At 74.0% G+C, this 17,264-nt stretch carries 13 protein-coding genes; 7 read left to right on the top strand and 6 right to left on the bottom strand.

Going from position 1 to position 17,264, the window contains the following annotated elements; translation table 11 throughout:
- Window positions 1-201: 201 nt before the first annotated feature.
- The 5 genes from M1P99_RS27595 to M1P99_RS27575 all read left to right on the top strand — a co-directional run bounded on the left by M1P99_RS27595 (window position 202) and on the right by M1P99_RS27575 (window position 4,639).
- Entirely contained in the window at window positions 202-1,596 is a 1,395-nt protein-coding gene (locus tag M1P99_RS27595) for a hypothetical protein (RefSeq protein WP_304455514.1), read from the top strand.
- A 241-nt stretch (window positions 1,597-1,837) separates the two neighbouring features.
- Window positions 1,838-2,128, top strand: coding sequence for a LapA family protein (locus tag M1P99_RS27590; RefSeq protein WP_304455513.1), 291 nt, complete (start codon window positions 1,838-1,840; stop codon window positions 2,126-2,128).
- Between the two features lie 241 nt (window positions 2,129-2,369).
- Window positions 2,370-2,615 (top strand): hypothetical protein, encoded by a 246-nt coding sequence (locus tag M1P99_RS27585; protein ID WP_304455512.1) that lies wholly within the window; start codon window positions 2,370-2,372, stop codon window positions 2,613-2,615.
- Entirely contained in the window at window positions 2,612-3,175 is a 564-nt protein-coding gene (locus M1P99_RS27580) for a class IV adenylate cyclase (protein WP_304455511.1), read from the top strand. The genes M1P99_RS27585 and M1P99_RS27580 overlap by 4 nt, the downstream gene beginning before the upstream one ends.
- A gap of 303 nt (window positions 3,176-3,478) precedes the next feature.
- Window positions 3,479-4,639 (top strand): hypothetical protein, encoded by a 1,161-nt coding sequence (locus M1P99_RS27575; protein WP_304455510.1) that lies wholly within the window; start codon window positions 3,479-3,481, stop codon window positions 4,637-4,639.
- A 100-nt stretch (window positions 4,640-4,739) separates the two neighbouring features.
- Here the strand turns inward: M1P99_RS27575 and M1P99_RS27570 are convergent, their stop codons facing one another.
- Both M1P99_RS27570 and M1P99_RS27565 read right to left on the bottom strand, forming a co-directional pair.
- Window positions 4,740-5,528: an SAM-dependent methyltransferase gene (locus M1P99_RS27570; RefSeq protein ID WP_304455509.1), complete on the bottom strand. Its 789-nt coding sequence runs from the start codon at window positions 5,526-5,528 to the stop codon at window positions 4,740-4,742.
- A 543-nt stretch (window positions 5,529-6,071) separates the two neighbouring features.
- Window positions 6,072-7,421 carry a DUF2786 domain-containing protein gene (locus M1P99_RS27565; protein WP_304455508.1) on the bottom strand — a complete coding sequence of 450 codons (1,350 nt, stop codon included), beginning with the start codon at window positions 7,419-7,421 and terminating at the stop codon, window positions 6,072-6,074.
- Between the two features lie 616 nt (window positions 7,422-8,037).
- Between M1P99_RS27565 and M1P99_RS27560 the strand changes: the two genes are divergently transcribed.
- A complete protein-coding gene (locus M1P99_RS27560; protein ID WP_304455507.1) occupies window positions 8,038-10,710 on the top strand; it encodes a GTPase-associated protein 1-related protein in 2,673 nt (890 codons plus the stop codon).
- Between the two features lie 66 nt (window positions 10,711-10,776).
- On the opposite strand, the gene M1P99_RS27555 is transcribed toward M1P99_RS27560, so the two are convergent.
- From M1P99_RS27555 to M1P99_RS27540, 4 genes are read right to left on the bottom strand one after another with little or no spacing between them, the layout of a single operon-like run.
- Entirely contained in the window at window positions 10,777-11,649 is an 873-nt protein-coding gene (locus tag M1P99_RS27555; RefSeq protein WP_304455506.1) for an ABC transporter ATP-binding protein, read from the bottom strand.
- Window positions 11,646-13,550 carry a dipeptide/oligopeptide/nickel ABC transporter permease/ATP-binding protein gene (locus M1P99_RS27550; protein WP_304455505.1) on the bottom strand — a complete coding sequence of 635 codons (1,905 nt, stop codon included), beginning with the start codon at window positions 13,548-13,550 and terminating at the stop codon, window positions 11,646-11,648. Before M1P99_RS27550 ends, M1P99_RS27555 begins: the two co-directional genes overlap by 4 nt.
- A complete protein-coding gene (locus M1P99_RS27545; protein ID WP_304455504.1) occupies window positions 13,547-14,554 on the bottom strand; it encodes an ABC transporter permease in 1,008 nt (335 codons plus the stop codon). Before M1P99_RS27545 ends, M1P99_RS27550 begins: the two co-directional genes overlap by 4 nt.
- A gap of 9 nt (window positions 14,555-14,563) precedes the next feature.
- Window positions 14,564-16,054 (bottom strand): ABC transporter substrate-binding protein, encoded by a 1,491-nt coding sequence (locus tag M1P99_RS27540; RefSeq protein WP_304455503.1) that lies wholly within the window; start codon window positions 16,052-16,054, stop codon window positions 14,564-14,566.
- A 184-nt stretch (window positions 16,055-16,238) separates the two neighbouring features.
- On the opposite strand from M1P99_RS27540, the gene M1P99_RS27535 reads away from it, so the two are divergent.
- Window positions 16,239-17,246: an Lrp/AsnC family transcriptional regulator gene (locus tag M1P99_RS27535; RefSeq protein ID WP_304455502.1), complete on the top strand. Its 1,008-nt coding sequence runs from the start codon at window positions 16,239-16,241 to the stop codon at window positions 17,244-17,246.
- Window positions 17,247-17,264 lie beyond the last annotated feature (18 nt).

The following is a 17,264-nucleotide window of genomic DNA, read 5'->3' as shown; positions in this document are numbered from 1 at the left end:
GCGTGGCCTCCTCGGTTGCTCGTCGCGCGCGCCGCGCTCCGCCCTGCCGCCCGGCCCCGTGCCGGGCCCGCGATCATGCTAGGCCGGGCGATCCGTGCTCCCCGGCAGCGAAACGCGCTCTGAACAGGCATTCCACCGCCGTTGGCGACACACCGCCGAGCGGTCGTGGTCGCGCCGGGCCGCCGAGCCTAGGGTGGCGTCGTGACGCCGCGCGGCCTTCAGCACCACAGGCACGACACGGTCGGCGCCGGGCGCGCCGGACGCCGGCTCGACGCGCTCACGGCGCTCGTCGCCGGGGCCCTCGTCGTGCTCGCCGCGGTGGTCGGACGCGCCATCGAGCGCGCCGACGGCAGCCTGCGCGTGGGCTGGCCCCCGCTGTACGCCGACTGGCTCCCGCACACCGGCCCCGGCACCGTCGCCGCCCTCGTGCTGGCCGTGGCGGTGGTCGTCGGCGGGCCTTCCGTGGCGCGAGCCCTTCCCTGGCGTCCACTGGTGGCGCTCACCTGGGCCGTGTCCGCGCTCTGGACGTTCGCCCTCGCCCTCGTCGACGGTCGGCGGGGGTTCGCCGAGCCGCTGGAATCGCCCTATGAGTACCTGGTGTCGGTCGACCGGTTCGCGGACGTGGGCGCGGCGCTGCGCGGGTTCACCGGGCACATCCTCCTCGGCCAGCCCGACAACTGGCCCACCCACGTCGCCGGGCATCCGCCCGGAGCGGTCCTGACGTTCGTCGCCCTGGACCGGCTGGGCCTCGGCGGCGGCGCCTGGGCGGGTACCTGGTGCGTGGTGGCGGGGGCGTCGGCCGCGGCGGCGGTCCTCGTCGCGCTCCGCGCGCTGGGAGCCGCGCGCGCCGCCCGGGCCGCGGCCCCGTTCCTGGCCCTGTTCCCCGGCGCGGTCTGGGTCGGGGCGTCGGCGGACGGCTACTTCATGGGGGTGGCGGCCTGGGGCCTGGCCCTGCTCGCGGTGTCGGCGTCCCCGGGCGCCCGCGCGCCCCGGTCGGCGGCCCTCGCGGCCGGGCTGCTGCTCGGGTGGACGGTGTACCTGTCCTACGGGCTGGTCCTGATCGCGATCCCCGCGGTGGCCGTCCTGGTCTGCGCGCGCACCGCGCGCCCGCTGCCCTACGCGCTGGCGGGGGCGCTGGTGGTCGCAGCGGCGTTCACGGCGGCGGGCTTCTGGTGGTGGGAGGGGTACCACCTGGTGGTGGAGCGCTACTACCAGGGCGTGGCCGCGATCCGGCCCTACGGCTACTGGGTCTGGGCGAACCTGGCCACCGTGGTGGTGACGGCGGGGGCCGCCTCCGTCGCGGGGGTGCGGCGGTCCCTGGCCCGGCTGCCGGGGGCGCTGCGCTCCCGTCCGCACCCGGCGGACGACCCGTCCGGCGCTCCTGTGGCCGTGCTCGTCGCCGGCGCGCTCTGCGCGATCGCCGTCGCCGACCTGTCGGGGATGAGCAAGGCCGAGACCGAGCGCATCTGGCTGCCCTTCGTGCTGTGGCTGGTCCCGGCGGCGGCGCTGCTGCCCCACCGCGACCACCGCGTGTGGCTCGCCCTGCAGGCGGCGACCGCCCTGCTCGTCAACCACCTGCTGAGCACCGCGTGGTGAGCGGGGCGGTCCCGCCGCGGGCCGCCGTGCCTCGCTCGGCGGCCGGTTCCTCGTGGTTGACGATGCGCCGGTTCCGCGCCTGAGCGGTGCGGGCGTCCGTGCCCGCCCCGCCGGATACGGGGCAGGATTTGGCCCTCCATTGTCTTCGGCGATATCGGACGCGGGGAATGCCGTACACGCCCGTGAACGAGGGCTGCCGGGCATTCGGCACCGACGTCGCGTCGAACAGGGAGATGATTCCATGGCGGCTTCCACACCCGCGGGGGGACCGGTCAGTGGGAACCCCGTATCCGAGAGGCGCTTCTCCGTGTCGGCCGTTCCGCCCCGGCTGTGGGTCGCGCTGATCCTGATCGTCATCGCGGTCTTCTTCGTGGCGCAGAACAGGGACGCGACCGAGATCCAGGTCCTGTTCTTCTCCCTGGAGGCCCCGCAGTGGGCCGCGCTGACCGCCACCGCGTTCGTCGGCCTGCTCATCGGCCTCCTCCTGCGCCCATCGGAACGTAAGAAGCGCAGGGCAGCGAAGCGGAAGTGACCGCCCGCGGCCCTGTCGGCCCGGTCGGGAACGGCGGAGGGGCCTGGAACGGCGCCCACCTGTGTCGGACCAGGGAGACGCTGCCCGACTCCTGCTCCTCGGACCCCTCTACCTCTGCGCGATGTGCGCTTGGGGCCGCATCGCGGAGTGGGGACACGGAACAAGGTCGAAGTCGGCTACCCGCACGACTCCGTGCGGGCCTGAGCTGTGGTCGGCAAGTGCTCTGAACTGGGAAGACGGCATGACCTGCACCTTCTGCCACAACGAGGGCACGCCCGCCGTGGTCGACCCGGGGAACTACTTGGCCGGTGCGCGCCTGCAACGCATGGACCTGTGCCAACCGATCGACGACTTCCTCAACGGCCCTGTGAGGACCGAGATCCTCCGCTTCCGCCAAGCCGACCATGACAGGCTCGAAGCCAACCACTGCGCCCCCACCCCTTCGCCCACGACGACACACCGCACGGAAGGAAGCCCAACAGTATGAGCGCGATCGAGTACGAGGCCAAGGTCGTGGACATCGACCCGGACCAGGTCGCCCGGCTCATTCTCGACAAGGGCGGTGCGGATCTGGGGGAGGTGCTCCAGCGCCGCTACGTCTACGACATCGAACCCGGTGATGCTTCGCGATGGGTACGTCTGCGCGACACCGGCACCGAGGTGACGCTCACGGTCAAGGAGATCGACTCCGACGCCATCGGAGGCACTCACGAGACGGAGACAGCCGTCGGTGACTTCGAGACCGCCAACGCTCTGTTGGGCAAGCTCGGCTACGCCCCCAAGGCGTATCAGGAGAACCGCAGGCACAGCTTCACCCTGGATGGGGCACAGTTGGAGATCGACTCCTGGCCGCGCATCCCCGCCTACCTGGAGATCGAGGCGGACAGTCGTGCCGAGGTGGTGCGCATCGCGGCGCTGCTCGGCTATGCAGAGGCGGACCTGACGGGAGAGAACACGACCAAGGTCTACACCCGCTACGGCATCGACCTGTCCACCATCGCCGATCTGCGCTTCGGCGGTCCTCTCCGCTTGGGTGGCCGATTCTGAGCGAGGAACGATTGGCGATGTCGCCGACTACGGCGGTCGCGTTGGGCTGGGGCGCCCGGTCCATCCATTGATCGCCGCCGGAGCCCGCACCGGGACGAGGTGGCCCGGGGCGGTGGCCGGGACCCAGAGGCGGCCGGGGCGGTCGGATCGGCCGATCCCACGTGCGCGACCACCCCCTGTGGCGGACGTCCGGGCGCTAGTCTGGCTCAGGTGTCGGCGGCCGTTCGGGGATCGCGGCGATGCGGAAGCGCCACGACGGGTGCCGTGCCTGATCGACGATCCTGGCGACCGCGAAAGGGCCCCATGGAGCTCATCCTCCCCGGCGGAGACAGTGTGCGGATCTCCCGGGCGATGGCGGAGGCCCTGCGCGAGGCCGAACCCCATCCCACGGACCGCCGTGTGTTCCGAGTGCGGGTCTACGCGGGGCTCCCGACACTGGACGGACTCCGGCGCCGCGGGCTGGTCACCGCCGGGGACGTGGACGACGACTGGCGGCTGACCGAGCGAGGCCGACAGGCCCGCAGCCGACTGCCGGTCGAGCCGGACGCGTGGCGCGGGCCCGGTGGGCCAGGGCTTCCGGGCGCGTCGGCCGGTCGGGCCCTGCGCGCGACCCTGCACCCCGACCTCGATCGCACGGACGCGGACCGCCTGCGTGTGGCGCTGGGCGGTCGGCGACACGGCGGAGCCCGCGCTCTGGACCGCCCTGCGTCGGCGGAGTCGAACCCGCACATCGGTAAGCGCGTGCGCCTGGCCTACCTCTCCCTCGCTGCCTTCGCGTACGCCACCATGCTGGCGGCGGGGCCGGTATCGGCGCTCATCGTCCTCTTCGCCGGAACCACCGTGGTGCTGGTCGTGCGGGGCATCGCCAGCGGGTCGTCCGCGAGCCGCACCGAGCGGGCGCAGACCCGCGAGGACGTCACCGCCGAGTTCGCCGACCGGTTCGTCGACCCACAGACCCTCGACGACCAGGCACGTGACCTGCTCGGCAGGGCCCAGCGCGCCGTGGACACCGTGCTCGAATCCTCCCTGCACGACCGGGGCCTGCTGTTGGACACGGCGCGCAACCGCGTGGTCCTCGCCGACATCGAGTGGTCCATCGCGCGGAGCCTGGAACGGCACACCGGGTCGCGGCGCCAGATCGCGGCCGTGCCCACGCCGGGGGAGCGCAGCCGCCGGGCGGCCGAACGCGCCCGCGCGGCGCTCGAAGAGGACGTGCGCGCCGTGCTGTGGCGGATCGCGCGGCTGGAGGACTACGCGGGCAAGGTGGGCGCGGCGGAGCTGGAGATCGAGGACCGCCGGGCGGCCGCACGGCTGGACGAGATCACCGAGTCCACCCTGCGGGCCGGGGCGGCCGCCCCGCACGACGACGCGACCCTGACGTCGCTGGTGGAGGCCCAGGAAGCGGCACTGGAACTGGCCTCCCTGGCAGGCCCCGAGAGCTCTCCGGGGGGCGCCGGGGCATGAGGGCGGTACCGTCCCCGGCCTCCCGCGCGGGGGGTCTGTCTCCGCTGTGCGTGCCGCCGCGCCGTGGGGCCCGGCCCCGCGACGCGCGGCTTGCGATCGCTCAGGGCTTGCGCGCGACGCCGCCGTACTGGGCGACCTCGGAGGGGGTGCCCAGGTCGGTCGACGCCGGACGCCAGAAGGGGACGGAGACCACGCCCGGCTCCAGGAGTTCCAACCCGTCGAAGAACCGCTCGAGCTGGGCGACCGTGCGCAGGTGGATGGGAGCGGCGGCCTCCGCGTTCCACTGCTCGGCCGCCTCGACGATCTCGGGGCTGGTGTCGGTGCTGTCGCACAGGGCCAGGTAGCTGCCGGAGGGCAGCGCGTCCACGTAGGCCCGCACGATCGCGTAGGTCGCGTCGTCGGCGGGGAAGTGGCCCAGGGTGCCCATGATGGTCATACCGATCGGCTGGGAGAAGTCCAGGTGCTCGCGTGCCTGGGCCAGGAGCGCCTCGGCCTCGGTGAGGTCGGCGTCGAGGTAGTGCGTGCTGCCCTCCGGGGAGCTGGTGAGCAGGGCACGGGCGTGCGTCAGCACGAGGGGGTCGTTGTCCGCGTAGACCACCTTGGACTCGGGCGCGATCCGCTGGGCGACCTCGTGGGTGTTGTTGGCGGTCGGCAGGCCCGTTCCCACGTCCAGGAACTGGCGGATGCCCACCTCCTTGGCCAGGTAGGTGACGGAGCGGACGAGGAAGTCGCGGTCGGCGCGTGCGAGGGCGACGATCTCCGGGGAGCTCGCCTTGATCTGCTCGCCCAGGTCGCGGTCCACGGGGTAGTGGTCCTTGCCGCCCAGCCAGTAGTTGAACACGCGTGCCGAGTGGGGGACGGTGGTGTCGATGAGCGGAGCGTCCGTCACGGAATCGCCTTCCGGTCTGAGGGAGTGTCGTCCGTAGTGTTCCGGTGATCGGACCTCACGCGCAACCCGAAAGCCTTGGCGGGCCGGGGTTCCCGTGCCGTCACGGTGCGGCCCGGGGCCGGCCGGGCCGTCTTCCCTGGTCCGGTCGTGGTCATGCGCTCCGGGCGTGGCCTGAACCGGACACGGTGCGTGGTGTGATCGCCCCACGACCACGCGTGAGGATTGCCAGGGTGGAGGCATGCCGGATCGACTTCCGACGCTCGCCGTCCACTGTGCGCTGGTGCTCGCGGTCGCCCTGACCCTGGTGGCGCACGAACCGCACACCCTTCCAGCCCTCGGCGTCCTTCGGGTGACCAGCGCGTACGCGCAGGTGCTCGATACCGCCGCCGGCGCGAGACGGTGTGCGGACGGCCGTGGGAGCGGGCGTGCCCGGGCGCGTTCCCGGGTCCGGTGCCCGCGGGGGCGTGCACCGGGTGGTGGCCGTAGCGGTGCCCGCGGCACGGCGTGGAGCGTACCGCCGCGTTGCCGGCACCGTTGAGGGAGTCAGCTGGTGACGCGGTCCCGGGCGTGCAGGGTCGCCGCGTCCGCGGCGGCCCACCCGGCCTCCCAGCCCTGGGCGTTCGTGGGCATGCTCAGTTCGGTCTGCTCCACCTCGGGGAAGGTGGTGTGGAAGGCCTCCTCCACGCGTGCGGAACGCCGTGCCAGCACCGGAACGAGGTCGGTCCCCGCCCGGGCGTGTTCGCGCACCGCCTCCCGTTCACCGGTGTGGGAGGCGAGCATGAGCCGTTCGCCGATCCGATCGGCGAAGGCCGAGAGGAACGACGCCCGGAAGGAGCGGGTGGTGGAGCGCCCGTGGCGGTCGCGGGTGGAACCGGCCAGGCGCATCGCGGTGGTGGCCTGCACCAGCAGCGACGTGAACAGCAGCTCCACGGCGTCGACGTCGCCGGGGTAGCCCAGGACCGTGCACAGGGCGAGCTGCCGGTGCCATACCGCCCGACAGTGGTTGGCCTGGGCGATGACGTTGAGCAGGGCGGCCTTGTACGACTCGTAGGGCGCCTCCACGGGCAGCCGGCGCCCGTGGACCTCGCCGGTACCGCCGCACTCGGCGACCACCGCGGCGTGGTCGATGCTGTGCCGCGCCATCAGCTCCTGGGCCCGTCCGGTGAGCGCCTCGGCCTCCTCGGGGAACTCGGTGGCCTCGGCCTTGGCCAGGAGGTGGCGGATCCGGGCGAGCTTGGCCGGGTCGATCCCGTCCCCGGTCGCCTTCGAGCTCGCCTGCCCGGGCAGCGGGCACAGCACCTGGAGCCGGGGCAGGGACCGCAGCACGGCGGTCACCCGCACGGCCAGGCGGATGGTCTGGAGCCGGTCCAGGCCGTGTCGCTCGGCGAACCGGCGCGCGTGGTCGGTGTCGGCGCCCCACCACGGTCGCGCGTCCAGGTCGCGTAGCTGGCGCGACCACTCGGGTGCGATCCGCGCGGCGGCGTAGCGACGGCTCTCCGCCGCGACCATGTCGGTGGCCAGGGCTCCCGCGGCACGGTCGAGTTCACGCGTGAGCACGCGCACCAGTTCGGCGGGCTGCCAGCCGTGCTGCCAGGACCGCGCGACCTCGCGCTCCAGACCGGAGAACAGGGCGCGGTCGACGGCCCGACCCCAGCCCGGCACCCCGGGTTCGGCGAGTTCGGCCAGGGTGGCGTCCAGCTGGGCATCGCCGCCCCGGCGCAGCGCGTCCACGGCGAGCGCGACCAGTCTGCGCGCGTGTTCCTCGGGCAGGTTCGGCGGCGCGGCGCCGTGGGAGGTGGGTGTGGCGGGTCCACGCTGGGCGTCCCGGCGGCGCTGCCGCTCACCCGTCGTCCTCAGCCTGGCGCGCCGCCGTTCACGGTTGCCCTCGCCCATGCGCATCCGGTTCCCATCGAGACGCTCGGTTCTCCTGAGGACCAAGGATGTCAGTAATTCCCGGCGCCGTGGCCGCCCTGTGGACAACCACGCGTGTCCGCCGCCGAGGCGTCCGCGGGGGAGTGGTCCCGGCTCGGGTGTGGCCGCGTGGTCCCGTTCACCGCAGCGACGCCCGGGACCATGCGCGGCGCCACCCGGTTCGGCCGTCTGTCCGCGGGCCGAGGGATCGGGATGCGGGAGGCCATCGGTCGTGGACGGGAAGCCTCGGTGACGAACGGGGCGCTGTTTCTTTTCCGTCTCCATTGTGGCGGATGAGGTGCCGTCCGTGGGGATCACTTCTCTGGAGAACCTCGGATTCCGTTGGTAGTATTCTCCGTTGAAATCCCCTTCGTCAGAGAATGCCGACTCGGATTCCGGGTTCGATCCCCTCCCTGGCCGTTCCCCCTGGAGAACGGGTCTCTGTGCGGCCACCGGTCCCTGGCCCGGACCCTTCCCCCTCCTTTTCACCCGCCACGCGAAGAACGGCGGACAACGATTCCTTCCTGGCGTCCCGCGTGTCGTGAAACGCTCACCCACCCCTTGTGCCGACCGCACGAGTTCCCCCGAAGGACGGCCGATGAGCACAGCGGAAGCGCACTACACCTCGGTGGAGTCCGGGCCGACGGGCGCCCCCGGATTCCAGTTCGTCCACGCGTCCCCGGGACTGCGGCCCGCACTCCTGCGCCGGATCGAGCGGCACCTGTCCTACGAACCCCCGCCCGCCATGCCCGTGCGGCCCGCCCCGGCCGAACTCGCCGACTTCCCGATCACCCTCAGCCACACCAGGCTCACCAACGACACCACCGTTCTCAGCCACATCGTCTACGTCGGCCGCGACCACACCGGCCGGTACGGCAACTTCTACGCGCACGCCCTGGTGCTGCCCGGTGCGCCTGGAACCGCGGTCCTTCCCATCGACACCTGGGGCTCCTCCTTCTGGCGCACGGGAGCGCACGACGCCGACACCGCACCGCCGGCCGGTGCCGCGACCACCGCGGGAGCCGGGCCGGCCGATCGGCCCCGCACCTCCCCTCCGGGGGGACGCCCGCGCCCGGACGGCGCTCCCTCGACGCAGCGCCTCGCGGCCTTCACCCGTCGGCACCGCGGCCGGGCCGCCGCCGTGCTCACCGACATCCTCCACGCGCTGGACGGCGACGCGGACCGGCAGGTCGTCCTGGTCGGCTCCAGCACGGAGGCCGCCCACTGGATCGCCCTGGCCTGCCGCAGCCTGCCCGCCGACCTGGCCGGACGGCTCACCTTCACCACCTACACCCGACGTCCCGACCTGTCCCCGCACCACGTCATCGGCGTCACCGAGGACTGCGCTCCGGCCTTGACCGACGCGGCGAGCGGTGGCCGGTACCGGGTGCACCGCTCCGGGGCGGACGGCGACCCGGACGTCGACCATGACGCGGACCCGGACGCGGACCCGGGCGCGGAACCGCTCACCTGGGCCGTCGCGGCCACGGCCCTGTGGGAGGCGGGCCGCGGAGCCCTGGTGGGCGAGACCGTCGCCGCGGGTGACCAGGGCGCCGGCGTACCCGTGGCTCGACGGGCACGGGACCTGGGCGGCGCCCTCGCCTGCGCCGCTCTGGCCGAGGGGATCGAGCTCCCGGCCGGGGCGGGCCCCGACGCCGTGGCGTGGTGCCGCGACCGCGTCGACGAGCGTTCCCGGGCATGGTGGGCCTCGCTGTTGGCCGCACTGACCGCCCGTGGTCCGCTGCGCCCCGAAGCCGCACGCGACCTCGCCACCGCCCTGGAACGCCGGTTCGGTCCCGACCTCACGGCCCCACTGGTCGCCGCCGCCCTGGGCGCGCTGCCCCGACTGCTCGTCGACGAGCCGGACAACGCGGACCTGCGCGAGGTGCTGCGCTGGGCTCGGACCCGGTTCCGTGCGGCAGGTGACGACCGCGTCCTGCGCCCCGCCCGCCGCGCGCTCCACGAGGCGCTCGCCCGAGACGACGCCCCGCTCCACGTCCTGCTCGAACTCCTCCGGCTGAGCGACGTGCTCGTCCAACCCCACCTCCAGGAGGACCACGCGGCCCGGCTGCTGATACCACCGCTGCTCTCCGACGGCCCCGGCCGCGCGGCCGTCGGAGAGCTCCTCGGCGAACCGGGGCAGGCCCGGTCGCGTTCGGCCGTCCTGCGGGCCCTGGACACCCGCGCCCGCGACGAACCCGGTCCCGTCCTGGACCTGGTCGGCGGCCCGGACGCTCCGGCCTGGCTGCTCGACCCGTCGCCGCCGCCGCTGCGCGCCCTGCGGGCCGTCCAGCGGCTCGCGGCGGCCCGCCGCGGCACCGGTCCCGCCCGTGCCCGGAACGCCCGATCGGCGGACACCGACCTCGTCGAGTTCGCCCTGGTCACCGACACGCTCACACCCGGAACCGAGCCCGACGGCGCCTCGGTGCGGCTCGCACTGCGCCTGGTGTGGGCCGGACACGGACCCGACACCGGCGGGGCGGCGCGCATGCTGCGGGCGCACCCGCGCCCCGAGACGGCCGAGGCCGCCTCGGCCCTGGTGGCCGGCGCAGAACGGCCGCACCGCCGGATCACGGCTCTGGCCGACCTCCTGATGGACCACTACCTGGACCTCTTCCCGCCCCGGCACCGGCCGGTCGTGGAACTCGTGGCGCTCACCGGACGACTGCGCGAGGTGGGCAGGGGCTCCGGTACCGACCGGGTGGTCCGCCGCCACATGGAGCTGCTGCTGAGCCGTGCCGGCCGCGGACCGCTGGGCCAGGACGCGGCCCGCGCGGTGGTCGAGCGGGTCCTGGACCCCCACGGCTTCGCGGCCGACGACCGCGTCTTCGCCCTGGAGTTCGCTGAGTTCGCGGCCAGGGCCACCCCGGAGCTGGCCGCGGCCTACGCCCGGCGGGCGCGCTCGGAGCTTCCCCCCGTGCTGCGCGGCGACTACCGCATGTGCGCCGCGCACGCCTGGTTGTGGTGGTCGCGCGGAGGCAGCCCCGCCTGGGAGGCGGAACGCGGCGCCTTGCTGGACCGGGTCCTGGCTCCGGCCCTGCGCGCGCTGCGCCCGGCCCTGCGGCGCGACGCCTTCTCACTGATCGGCGCGGTGGCCCCGGACACCGCCGAACAGGTGCGGTCCTGGATGCAGGACCGCGCACACGGGCGCCCGCACGGGATCGGGACCCTCCTGAGCCGGGTCGGTCCCGCTCCGGTACGCGCCCGGACGGATCGCTCCGCGCGCCCGGTCGGCTCCGAGCCCCGGCCCCCGCGTGGCCCGGGGCGCTGAGGAACACGTCGATCCGGACGACGGCGGCGGGAGCGGCCACGGCTCCGGCAGCGCCACCGCCCGGCCTCACGCACCCCGCGCCTCCCGGACACGGGCGCCGGTCCCGGTGCCCCCGGTGGTGCCGCCGGGCGGCGGCGACAGCTCCCGCCCGTCCGGGACGCTGTCCAGGAGCAGCCGGGTGTAGGGGTGCCGGGGGGATCCGCCCAGGACCTCGTGCGCCTCGCCCCGCTCCACCACGCGTCCCTGGTAGAGCACGGCGACGTCGTCACTGACCAGGCGCACCACGCTGAGGTCGTGCGAGATGAACAGCATCGTCAGGTCGAGCTCCTCGCGCAGGTCGGCGAGCACGTTCAGGACCTCGGCCTGGACCGAGCAGTCCAGGGCGGAGGTGATCTCGTCGGCGATCACCACCCGGGGCCGGGCGGCCAGGGCGCGGGCCACGGCGATCCGCTGGCGCTGGCCGCCGGAGAACGCGTGCGGATAGCGCTCCGCCGCGTCGGGGTCCAGGGCCACGAGACCCAGCCAGCGCTCGACCTCGGCCCGGTGCGCGCGCAGCGACGCGCGGCGCGGGTCGACGGCCTCGGCGATGGCCGCACCCACGGTCATCCGGGGGTTCAGCGACGCGTAGGGGTCCTGGGGGACGAGCTGGACCGAGCGCCTCAGCGCGGCCAGCTCCCTCCGGCTCGCCGAGGCGAGGTCACGGCCCTCGTGCAGGACCCTTCCGGCGGAGGGGCGCAGCAGGCCCACCAGGGCGCGGGCCAGGGTCGACTTGCCCGACCCCGACTCGCCGACCAGCCCCAGGGTGCGTCCGCTCCGCAGCTCCAGGTCGACCGAGCGCAGGATCGGGGCCGACCCCGAGCGGGATCCGTAGCCCACGGTGACTCCCTCGGCGCGGATCAGGGCGGGCCGGTCGGTCCGATCGGATGGCGTGGCGGTCATCGTGCACCCTCCTGGACGCCGCTGTGGGGGAAGGCGACCGGTGCGAAGCACGCGGCCGAGCCCGTGCCGGTCGGAACGGGGACGGGCACCGAGTCGCGGCACGGGTCCAGGGCGCGCGAGCACCGGGGCGCGAACGCACACCCAGGGGGGCGCAGCCCGGGCTGGGGCGGACGCCCCGGGATGGTGGCCAGGCGTTCGGGCGCCGCTCCGCCGTCGGCCGTGGCCAGGGACAGGGCGGCGGCGGGCGTCGCGCTGATCAGGGCGCGGGTGTAGGGGTGGGCCGCCTCGCCCCGGCGGAGCGCGGCCGTGTCGAGGGACTCCACGACGCGGCCCGAGTACATCACCAGGACCCGGTCGCACACCGAGGAGACGACGGCGATGTCGTGCGAGATCAGCAGGACGGAGGTCTCCTCGTCGCGTCCGGCCTCGCGGAGCAGGCGCAATACGTCGGCCTGGACCGTCACGTCCAGTGCCGTGGTGGGCTCGTCGGCCACGATCAGCTTCGGCGCGCAGGCCAGCGCCGCGGCGATCATGGCCCGCTGGCGCATCCCGCCGGACAGCTGGTGCGGATAGCCGCGCATGAGCCCGTCGGGGTCGGTGACGCGCATGCGGGCCAGGCTGTCGCGCACCCGGGCGTGCGCCTCCCGCGCCGACGCCCCCGCGTGCGTGCGCAGGACCTCGGTGAGCTGGTTCCCCATCCGCAGCGCGGGGTTGAGCGAGGACAGGGGGTCCTGGAAGACCACGCCCAGGTCCAGGGCCAGCCGCCGTGCCTGGGGATGTCCGCGCAGGTCGAGGTCGCCCAGGCGCATCACCTCGGCGCTGGAGCGCAGGCCCGTCTGGAGCAGCCGCGCCACGGCCATCGCGGTGAGCGTCTTGCCGGAACCGGACTCCCCGACGACTCCGACGATCTCCCCGCGGCCCACGTCGAGGGAGACGTCGTCCACGAGCCGGGTCCCGGAGGCGTCGCGGACCGTCAGAGAGCGGACGCTGAGCACCGTCGCTCCGTGGTCCGGCGCGGCGTCGGCGGCCGGGACGGGGGCGCGGGTCGCCGAACGGGCCAGGGCGCGCACACCCGACGAGCGCGCGTCGGCGCCGGCGGCCACTGCGTCGCCCACCAGCCCGGCACAGGTCCCGGTGAGGACGATGGCCAGCGCCGGCCCCAGGGCCTGGCTGGGATTGGTGTGCAGCTCACGGAGCCCTTCGGACAGCAGCGAACCCCAGTCGTAGTGCGGCGGCTGCGCGCCCAGGCCGAGGAAGGACAGGCCCGACAGGGTGACGAGGATGGTGCCGAAGGCCACCGAGACCAGGACCAGGAGCGGCTCGGCCATGTTGGGCAGCATGTGTCGGAGGAACAGGCGGTGCTTGGGGACGCCGAGCATACGGGCGCTGGTGACGTAGTCCCGTGCCGCGACCGAGCCGGCGAGGTTGGCGGTGAGCCGGGCGAAGACCGGACTGCCGGCCACGCCCACCGCGAGGACCGACGCGGTGGGCCCGGGCCCGACGACCGCGGCCACCAGGAGCGCGAGGATCAGGGAGGGGTAGGAGACCAGGACGTCGATGACCCGCAGGCCGACGGTGCGCACGCGCGGTCCGCTCAACCAGATCGTCCCGCCCAGAAGCAGTCCGACACCCGCCGCCAGGGCGGTGGCCAGGGTGGTCGTCTCCAGGGTGAGCCGGGTGGCGGTGAGTGTGCGGGCCAGGACGTCGCGTCCCAGCGCGTCGGTGCCCAGCCAGTGGTCGGGCCCGGGTGTCGCCCGGGTGCTGTCGCTGAGCTGCGCGGCCTGGTCGCCCCAGACCCACGGTCCAAGGACGGCCAGGAGCAGGACTGCCAGCAGGCCCGTCGCTCCGACGACGAGGCCGGGCCGTCGCGCCAGGGTGAGGGCGCGCGGGGGAGAGGTCACGACGAACTCGCCTCCTCGGTCTTTCCGGTGAGTGTGCGGGGGTCGAGTACGCCGAGGCAGACGTCGACCAGCAGGTTGATGACGGCGGCCATGAGACCGATCACCAGGACGATGCCCTGGATGACGGGGAAGTCGCGGACGAGGATCGCCTGCACCACCCGGCTGCCGAGCCCGGGCCAGGCGAAGACCGACTCCACGATCACGGTGCCGCCCATCAGCCCGGCCAGGAGCAGGCCTCCCATGGTCAGGGTCGAGGTCAGCAGGTTCGGCAGGGTGTGCCGTACGTACAGTGCCCAGCCGCCCAGGCGCTTGGCGCGGGCCGTGCGGAGGTAGTCCTCCTCCAGCACGACGGCGGTCTCCCGCCGCACGATGCGGGCCAGCGCCGCCGCGGGCGACAGCGCGATCGCCGCCACGGGCAGCAGGAGCGAGGCCGGGGTGGCGGCACCCGCCGCCGGGAGCCATCCCATGGTGACGGCGAACAGCAGGACCAGGAGCGTGCCCGCGATGTACTCGGGTGTGCAGCCGACGACGGAGGCCGTGGTGGTGAAGGCCGTGTCGAGGGGGCGGCGGCGCCCGCCGCGGCACGCCACGGCCACCGCGACACCCAGCGGGACCGCGATCAGCAGGGCGCCCAGTACCGAGAACACGGCCAGTTGCGCGGTGAAGGGCAGGCGTGTGGCGATGACCTGCGACACCGCCTCACCGGTCTGGAAGGAGGTGCCGAGGTCCCCGGTGAGCAGGCCCCCGACGTAGGAGGCGAACTGCTCGGCCAGGGGCCGGTCCAGCCCCAGCGCGCGGCGCATCGCCTCGACCTCTTCAGGAGAGGCGTCGACGCTGATCGCCGCGCGGGCGGGGTCCCCGGGCACCAGTTGGAGGATCAGGAAGGTGGCGGTGACCAGGACGACGAGGACGGCGCCCAGTCCGAGGAGGCGGCGCAGGAGGAAGCGGGCCCAGGCCCGGCCGGACCGGCCGGGCCTGGTGCGTGCGGTGGGGAGGGGGGACATCGGCCAGCCTCAGTCCGCGATCCGCAGCGTGGAGACGTCGACCCCGGTGGGGAAGGCCGTCGCGCTCACGTGCTCGGCCATCACCCAGCTGACGTCCACAGCGGACAGCGGGACAGCGTGGTGCTGCTCCAGCATCGCCCGCTGCGCGTCCCGCCACGCGGTGCACTGCTCCTCGGAGTCCACGGACGACATCGCGCTCTGGAAGCCCTCGGCCAGTTCGGGGCTGTCGACCGCGCCGAAGTTGCGGCCGTCCGGTGGCGGCGGCCCGGTGAGCAGGGACATCGTGGGAGTGAGGGTGCCGCTGCCGTTCAGGGCGGCCATCACCGTGACGTCCCAGTCGCCCTCGGAGCCCAGGACCTCGGTGCCCCAGGTCGCGTTGTCCACGTTGCGCAGATCGACCTGGGCGCCGACGTCGGCGAGCGCGGCGCGCACGTACTCGTTGCCGGACCCGCCGGCGATGGCGTTCGTGCCGACCAGGTTCATCTCCACACCGCCGAGGACCTCGGCGGCGGCGTCGGCGTCGGCCTGCGCCAGGAGCGACGCGTCGTCCAGCGCGCACCGGAAGTCCGCGGGGACCACGGTGGTGAGCAGGGTTCCCGCCTCGCTGGTGACCGCGTTGCGGAAGGCCTCCCTGTCCACGCTCCGGGCGACGGCCTCCCGCACCCGCGGGTCGGCGCCGGGCCTGTCCCCGCGTTCGTTGAACACCAGGAACATGAACACCGTCGGCCGGGAGACCACGGTGTACTCCTCGGGATCGAAGCGGGCGCTGTCGGTGCCGGTGAAGGCGGCGTAGTCGATCTGCCCGGTCTCCATCTGGTTGGCGACGGTGCTCTCGTTCTCGATCACGTGGAAGGTGACGGTCTCGGGGAAGGAGCCCTGTGCGCCGAAGTCCGGTGCCCAGTCGTAGTCCTCACGCAGGGAGTAGGTGTACTCCGTGCCCCGCTGGGAGGCGGTGAGGGTGTAGGCCCCGGTTCCCGGGGCCTCGCCCGTGGCCAGTTCCTCGGGATCGGTCGTGCACGGGATTCCGGCCTGGGCCGAGGACAGCCCCGGCAGGAGGCCGGACCAGGGGCTCTCCAACGTGACGGTGACGGTTCCCGCGTCGCCGTCGGAGGAGATCTCGGGCTCGCCGGGCCCGAACACGTGGCCCGCGATCGAGGAGCCGGTGTCGGGGGAGGCGAGGTACTCCAGGGCCGCCGCCACCGTGTCGGCGTCCAGCTCCGTCCCGTCGGAGCAGGTGACACCGTCCCGGAGGGTGAACTCCACCCCGGTGGGGCTCTCCTCCCACGACGCGGCCAGGCCGGGAACCGTCTCCCCCTCGGGGTTCATCCGGACCAGGGAGTCGTGGGTCAGGCGTGCGAACTGGTAGTCGGCGGCGACGTTTCCCCGCGCGGGATCGAACGATGTGGCGTCCGCCGTGACGGCGACGCGTACCCGGGAGGTGTCGGCGGCGCCCCCAGGGTCGGTGGTGCAGGACGTCAGGGCCGCTGTGGTCAGAACCACGCCGACCGCCGTCCATCTGCGCACTAGTCGAGTCACGATGCCTCCTGTGTGGAATGCCCCCGGCTTGCGCTGCGCGTCCGCCCCCGGTGGGGCGAACGGTCCCCAGCATGGCCACGGCCACTGGATAGGGTGCATTTATTCACGAAAAGGTCATATCGGGTTCGAGACTGCACGGATGGGCCGAATGGACGAACTGGACCTCATGATGATCAACGCCATGCAGCTCTCCCCGCGTGCGTCGTGGACCGAGCTGGCCGAGCCCCTCGGGGTCGACGCCTCCACGCTCTCGCGCCGGTGGGCGCAGCTCACGGAGGAGGGGTTCGCGTGGATCACCTGCTACGTGGGTCCCTCGCAACTGCCGTGGGGCGGCATGGCGCTCGTGGAGGTCGGCTGCGCCGCCGGTCAGACCGAGGAGGCCGCGGGCCGGATCGCCCGCTGCCCGCACGCGGTGAGCGTGGAGATCACCAGCGGGAGCCGGGACCTGCTCGTGACCGTCGCCGCGGTCACCCAGCAGTCGGTGACCTCCGTCGTCCTCGACGTGCTCCCCCGGGTGTTCGGCGTGCAGTGGGTGCGCACCACGATGATCGTGCGCATGGCACGCGACGCCGGCTCCTGGCGCCTGGACAGCCTCGACCCCGGCCAGCGCAGGAGGATCGGCGAGGAGCACAAGGAGGCGGGCGCGCAGCCGCGCGCCCTGACGCCGCACCGCGAGCTCATCCTCGCCCTGGGGGAGGACGGCCGGATGCCCTACTCCGAGCTCGCCCGCAGGACCGGTGTCGCCTCCAGCACGCTGCGGCGCAGGGTCCCGGACCTGGTGCGGTCGGGGCGGCTGACCATCCGGTGCGACACCGCCGCCCGCGAGGCGGGGTGGCCCGTGCACGTGTCGCTGTGGCTGAACATCCCGGTGGGGCGGATCGCTGACGTGTGCGCCGGCCTGGCCGCCATGCCCGAGACGCGCATGGCGGCCCATGTGGCCGGGCAGGCGTCGGCGGTCGCGATCGTCTGGCTGCACCGCCTGGAGGACCTCGCCGACTGGGAGCACCGGGTCGCGGCCGCCCACCCCGACGTCGACGTCGTGGACCGCGCGGTGAGCCTGCGCTCGGTCAAACGCACGGGACGGCTCCTGGACCGGGCGGGCCGCGCCACGGGCCACGTGCCCATGGACCTGTGGGCGGACCCGCACACGCCTTAGGGCGTGCTCCGCCCGCGT

It is taken from the genome of Nocardiopsis sp. YSL2 (assembly GCF_030555055.1).
GTDB lineage: Bacteria > Actinomycetota > Actinomycetes > Streptosporangiales > Streptosporangiaceae > Nocardiopsis.
The sequence above is the reverse complement of the archived record's forward strand: the minus strand, read 5'-3'. Positions and strand labels throughout refer to the sequence as shown.

What these genes read in the sequence shown, in the direction of transcription:
- M1P99_RS27575 (WP_304455510.1), top strand. Translation starts at nt 3,479, where the DNA reads ATGGAGCTCATCCTCCCCGGCGGAGACAGTGTGCGGATCTCCCGGGCG.
- M1P99_RS27585 (WP_304455512.1), top strand. Translation starts at nt 2,370, where the DNA reads ATGACCTGCACCTTCTGCCACAACGAGGGCACGCCCGCCGTGGTCGAC.
- M1P99_RS27535 (WP_304455502.1), top strand. Translation starts at nt 16,239, where the DNA reads ATGGACGAACTGGACCTCATGATGATCAACGCCATGCAGCTCTCCCCG.
- M1P99_RS27590 (WP_304455513.1), top strand. Translation starts at nt 1,838, where the DNA reads ATGGCGGCTTCCACACCCGCGGGGGGACCGGTCAGTGGGAACCCCGTA.
- M1P99_RS27565 (WP_304455508.1), bottom strand. Translation starts at nt 7,421, where the DNA reads ATGGGCGAGGGCAACCGTGAACGGCGGCGCGCCAGGCTGAGGACGACG.
- M1P99_RS27555 (WP_304455506.1), bottom strand. Translation starts at nt 11,649, where the DNA reads ATGACCGCCACGCCATCCGATCGGACCGACCGGCCCGCCCTGATCCGC.
- M1P99_RS27560 (WP_304455507.1), top strand. Translation starts at nt 8,038, where the DNA reads ATGAGCACAGCGGAAGCGCACTACACCTCGGTGGAGTCCGGGCCGACG.
- M1P99_RS27580 (WP_304455511.1), top strand. Translation starts at nt 2,612, where the DNA reads ATGAGCGCGATCGAGTACGAGGCCAAGGTCGTGGACATCGACCCGGAC.
- M1P99_RS27545 (WP_304455504.1), bottom strand. Translation starts at nt 14,554, where the DNA reads ATGTCCCCCCTCCCCACCGCACGCACCAGGCCCGGCCGGTCCGGCCGG.